4 protein-coding genes and 1 pseudogene are annotated in these 4,232 nt (G+C 72.2%); 2 read left to right on the forward strand and 3 right to left on the reverse strand.

What is annotated here, in order from left to right:
- Positions 1-683 (reverse strand): methylmalonyl Co-A mutase-associated GTPase MeaB (gene meaB, locus FV223_RS21335; RefSeq protein WP_147728878.1); only part of this gene is annotated, 683 nt, incomplete at its 3' end.
- Positions 684-1,103: 420 nt separating this feature from the next.
- Between meaB and FV223_RS21340 the strand changes: the two genes are divergently transcribed.
- Positions 1,104-2,141: an alpha/beta hydrolase gene (locus FV223_RS21340; protein ID WP_147728879.1), complete on the forward strand. Its 1,038-nt coding sequence runs from the start codon at positions 1,104-1,106 to the stop codon at positions 2,139-2,141.
- A 94-nt stretch (positions 2,142-2,235) separates the two neighbouring features.
- Here the strand turns inward: FV223_RS21340 and FV223_RS21345 are convergent, their stop codons facing one another.
- Positions 2,236-3,123, reverse strand: a complete 888-nt coding sequence (locus FV223_RS21345) for a transglutaminase family protein (RefSeq protein ID WP_147728880.1) — start codon at positions 3,121-3,123, stop codon at positions 2,236-2,238.
- Between the two features lie 253 nt (positions 3,124-3,376).
- On the opposite strand from FV223_RS21345, the gene FV223_RS21350 reads away from it, so the two are divergent.
- Positions 3,377-3,730: a hypothetical protein gene (locus FV223_RS21350; protein ID WP_147728881.1), complete on the forward strand. Its 354-nt coding sequence runs from the start codon at positions 3,377-3,379 to the stop codon at positions 3,728-3,730.
- A 127-nt stretch (positions 3,731-3,857) separates the two neighbouring features.
- Here the strand turns inward: FV223_RS21350 and FV223_RS21355 are convergent.
- Positions 3,858-4,232, reverse strand: a pseudogene (locus FV223_RS21355) (acyl transferase); the annotation flags it as partial.

Consider the following 4,232-nt stretch of genomic DNA (forward strand, 5'->3'; position numbering starts at 1 on the left):
GGCGTCAGGATGTGGAGCGCCGCGCGGTACTCGCCGGCCGCGGCGTTGGCGCGCCGCTCCGCCTCGCCGTCGTCGGCCTTGTTGACCGCGATCATGTCGGCGAGCTCGAGGATGCCCTTCTTGATGCCCTGCAGCTCGTCGCCGGCACCCGGCAGCATCAGCACCAGGAAGAAGTCGGTCAGGTCCGCCACCGCCGTCTCGGACTGGCCGACGCCCACCGTCTCGACCAGGATCACGTCGAACCCGGCCGCCTCGCACAGCAGCATGGTCTCGCGGGTCTTGGCCGCGACGCCGCCGAGCGTACCCGACGAGGGCGACGGACGGATGAAGGCGTTGGGATCGAGGGCGAGGCGGGCCATCCGGGTCTTGTCGCCGAGGATCGAGCCGCCGGTGCGCGTCGAGGACGGGTCGACCGCCAGCACCGCCACCTTGTGGCCGGCGGCCGTCAGGTTGGCGCCGAGCGCGTCGATCGTCGTCGACTTGCCGACCCCGGGCACCCCGGTGATGCCGACGCGGATCGCCTGCCCGGTCTGCGGCAGAACCGCGTCGATCAGGTCCCGCGCCAGCGCCCGGTGATCGGCCCGCTTCGACTCGGCGAGGGTGATGGCGCGGGCGAGCGCGGCCCGGTCGCCGGCGAGCAGCCGCGTGCGGAGCGCATCGATGTCGAGGGAAGGAGGCGTCATCCGCCCTTCATGCCGGGGCGGGCGGCGTTCGTCGAGGGGCACGGACCGGGTCGGCCCGCGCCGATCGCGATCCCGGCATCAGCGCCGCCGGTGCCGGACAGGACGGAGGCGGCGGTGGCCAGGCCGATCGCGCGACGCGCCGGTGACGACCTGGCGATCGAAAGGGTTTCGCGCTGTGAACACGGCGGGTCCTTTTCCGATCGTGAGGCATCCCCCTGCCCTAGACATCCCCCTGCCCTTCCGACCGCCGTACGCCGCCGCCGTTCAGGAGGAGGCTCCCGGCCGCCGCGCCGGATGCCCGCAATCCACCGGACGAACGGTCACGCTTACGCCCTGCCATGGTCATGATCCTGCGGCACAGGCTAGGTCTCGGAGCCGGACACATCGCCGTCTCCCCTCGTGCCGGACAGACCCGAGATCATGCTGCGCCAGCCTCCGACCCGCCGCGCCTTCGTCCGACTCGGTGCCCTCGGGGGGGCCGCCGTGCTGGCGCCGTCCCTCGGGGGCTGCGTCACGGACAGCCTCTCGACCGGGACGGTCGCGCTGCCCGAGAGGCAGTCGGCCCTCGACGTGATGCCGGTCCTGCTCGTCGCCACCACGCGCAAGCCCGTCGGCAGCCCGCCCAAGCCCCCCTACTTCAACGCCGAGCGCGGACGCGGCCTGAGCTTCGCCGAGGTGCGGCTGTCCCCGCCCGACCGGTCGCTACTCGGCAAGGTCTCGTCGGTGATCTCCGGTGACTGGACCATCGGCGCGGTGCCGAAGGTCGAGACCGGCCCCGGCGCGGCCAACGCCTTCGCGGAGGCCGCCCTCGGCCGCGACGTGCTGATCTACGTCCACGGCTACCGCGAATCGTTCGAGTCGGCCGCCGTCAGCGCGGCCCGACTCTCGGACGGCATCCGCTTCCGCGGCGTCTCCGGCCTGTTCACCTGGCCGTCGGCCGCCGCGACCTTCGATTACGGCTACGACCGGGAGAGCGCGCTGTGGTCGCGCGACGCGTTCGAGGACCTGCTGAAGGCCCTCGCGGCGACCCAGAGCGCGGGCAGGATCAACATCGTCGCCCACTCGATGGGGACGCTGCTGACGCTGGAGACCCTGCGGATGCTGCGCGCCGAGGCCGGCGACGCGGCGATGAATCGGATCGGTGCCGTGGTGCTCGCCGCCCCCGACATCGACATCGACCTGTTCACGGGCAGCGTCGCCAAGCTCGGCGCGGACGTGCACAAGATCACGGTGATCTCGTCGACCAACGACCGCGCGCTCGAGCTCTCCGGCGCCATCGCCGGCGGCGTCGTGCGCGCCGGCGCCGCCGACCGCGACCGCCTGGAGGCGCTGGGCGTGCGCGTCGCCGACGCCTCGGATTACGGCGGCGGCCTGATCAACCACGACCTGTTCCTCTCGAACCCCGAGGTGCAGGGCGTGGTCAAGCGCGCGATCTCGCGCGGCGGCAGCGGGGCCTGAGCCCGGATCGTGATCCGGCCCCCGCGACCGCAGGGCGGCGGGCGTCCGCCGGGCCTCATCGGTCCCGACCCATGAGACCAAGAATGAACGCTCCTCACCCCATCCGGGTCGTCATGGTCTGCGGCGGCAGCGGCTCCTCCGGCTCCTCGGCGGCCTCCGCGTCGAGGTGGTCGATCACCGCGACGGCGTCGGCCCAGACCCGGAAGCCGACCAGCGGGTTCGGGCCGAAGGTGTGGGTCAGCGGCACGTCGGCGGCGTCGCGCCCGTAGGCGACCATCACCCGGCCGATGCGCGGCGCGTTGTTGCGCGGGTCGAACACGTGCCAGCGCCCACCGAGATAGACCTCCATCCAGGCGCAGAAGTCGCCCGCCGGATGCGGCTCGGGCTCGCCGATGAAGCTGATGTAGCCGGTGCAGTACCGGGTCGGCAGGTTCAGCGCCCGGCAGAACGCCACCGCGAGATGGGTGAAGTCGCGGCAGACCCCGCGCCCGCCCTGGTAGGCGTCGAGCGCGGTGCGGTCGCGGTGGGCGAACTCGTAGCCGAAGGCGAGGTGGGCGTGGACGAAGTCGCACACCGCCTGCACCCTGGCCCAGCCGGGCGGCACGTCGCCGAACAGCCGCCAGGCCTCGTCGGCGAGCAGGTCGGATTCGCAGTAGCGGCTCGGCAGCAGGAAAAGCAGGGTCTCGGCCGGCAGGTCCTCGACGCGGTGCTGCTCGGCGTCCCGCTCGGCGGGATCGGGCAACCCGTCGTCGGCGACGACCCCGTCGGTGCCGATGGTGAACGCGCCGGCCGGCGCGATCAGGCGACCGCACAGGTTGCCGAAACTGTCCCGGTACGTCTCGACCGGCACCTCGGGATGGGTGACGATCGCATCGGGGGCCTCGAGGGCGTCGGCGCAGGAGGGATGCAGGTTGAGCATCACCACCATCGGCACGGGATAGGGGAAGGCGTAGCGCATCTCGCAGCCGAGCCTGATCCGCATCCGGGATGATCCTTCTTTCCTGGGCCGGCGCCGGCCACGCCATGCCGTCGCCGGGTCCAAGCAGGAGGCGGACCGCGGAGGGCTCGGACGGCGCGATAATTCGGGGTTGGCGGGTGTACCGTTCCCCCCTACAGCATCCCCGCGACCGGATTGAGAGCGGTGCGCGGAAGTTCCAGAGCTTTCTTGCGGCGCAGGCGCGAACGGCCCGGATGCGGGGCCTTCCGCAACCACGGTAACCAGAGGGAAGTCAGCGATGTTCACGCTCGAGATCGAGGGCAAAGCCGTGGCGGTCATCAACGGCGACGAGGAGACCGCGCGCGACCTCTTCACCTGCGACGGCTTCAAGGAAGACATCCAGAAGATGACGAGCGACGGCGCGCCGCTCTGGAACGGCACCTCGGAGCTCAAGATCCGCGCCGCCAGCGAGGACGAGATCGAGATCTTCGAGGACGCGCTGGCGGAGGACGACGGCGAGGGCGACTTCGAGGACGATCCGCGCCACGCCGCCGCCAACGACGCCACCACCGAAGAGGGCGAGGACGACGAGGACGAAGCCGACATCGTCTTCCTCCTCGACATCGACGAGGCCGACGCCCTCGATTCGTGACGGGTTCGGGCGCGCTGGCCCGCCGGGCACCGGGCTGCCGGGCCCACTGAACGCTCCGGCGCCCAGCTTCACGTTCCCCCTCCCCCCCTCCGCGGGGGGAGGGAGAGCGCTTCGGGCGCAGCGTTCCCTAGGCCGAGAGCCACTCCGTCACGCCCGCCGCGGAACGGAAATCCTCCAGCGCCCGCACCCGCGCGTCGGGGAGCGCCGCGGCGGCCATCGTCGCGAGCGCGTGGCCGGGGCCGAGCTCGAGCACGGTGGTGGCGCCGTATTCCCGGCAGGCGTCGAGGCAGGCCGCCCAATCGATCGTGGTGGCGATCTGGCGCGCCAGCTTGTCGAGCCCGGCCGCGGCATCGAACACGGTGCTGCCGTCGAGCCCGCTGACCAGACGGGGCGCCGTGCGCGCCGGCTTGTCAGGAAGAGCCTCGCGCAGGGTTTTGCGGAAGCGGGCGGCGGCGTCCGCGAGGAGCGGGGTGTGCGACGGCGTCCGCACCGGAAGCAGCAC

Source organism: Methylobacterium sp. WL116 (assembly GCF_008039455.1).
In the GTDB taxonomy this organism is placed as follows: Bacteria; Pseudomonadota; Alphaproteobacteria; order Rhizobiales; family Beijerinckiaceae; genus Methylobacterium.